At 43.5% G+C, this 533-nt stretch carries 1 protein-coding gene; it reads left to right on the forward strand.

Annotated features, from left to right (window positions below):
• Positions 1 to 67: 67 nt before the first annotated feature.
• A complete protein-coding gene (locus OQE62_RS19395; RefSeq protein ID WP_265723695.1) occupies positions 68 to 484 on the forward strand; it encodes a hypothetical protein in 417 nt (138 codons plus the stop codon).
• Positions 485 to 533: the final 49 nt, after the last annotated feature.

Raw genomic sequence — 533 nt, forward strand, 5'->3', positions numbered from 1 at the left:
TCGCACAAAGGTGCTTAGCATTGTCCGCCGGTGAACGCGGCGTTAATTGCAGAGGTATAAAAAAAGTATGAAGAAATTTGTAGCTGCATTACTTCTAATTTTTGTTTCTTCATATATTGGATTTGAGATCGGAAAGTCACGCGGAATGGATCAGGGCGTTAAAGTTGCTTCTGCAGTAGCTATCGCAGGAGTTCAGGTAAACGAGTCCCAAAACATGGCAACGCTGATGGGCATTGCAAGGCTTAAGGGTGTTGAAGAGATGTACAGATGGGGCGAGTCTTGGTTATTGAGAAACAATAATTCCTATATTGAGAACAAGGAAAATTTAGAATCTATCCTTGCGAATATTCCTGATGAAGAGGTGAGGGATACCATGGAAGCTCTAATTGTTCCTCCGGATCTTCGTTCTGTTGAAAATTATATAAATACCTATGTGAACAACGACAAGGTGGATGGCGGTGCGAAACCTAAGCAAAGCAATTAACAAAGCGCTGCACCGGACGGCCAACGCTATGCACCTTTGTGCTGGTCGC

Source organism: Microbulbifer halophilus, assembly GCF_026183675.1.
Classification (GTDB): domain Bacteria; phylum Pseudomonadota; class Gammaproteobacteria; order Pseudomonadales; family Cellvibrionaceae; genus Microbulbifer; species Microbulbifer halophilus.

Excerpts from the sequence above, each read along its gene's own strand:
- OQE62_RS19395 (WP_265723695.1), top strand. The coding sequence starts at position 68 with ATGAAGAAATTTGTAGCTGCATTACTTCTAATTTTTGTTTCTTCATAT.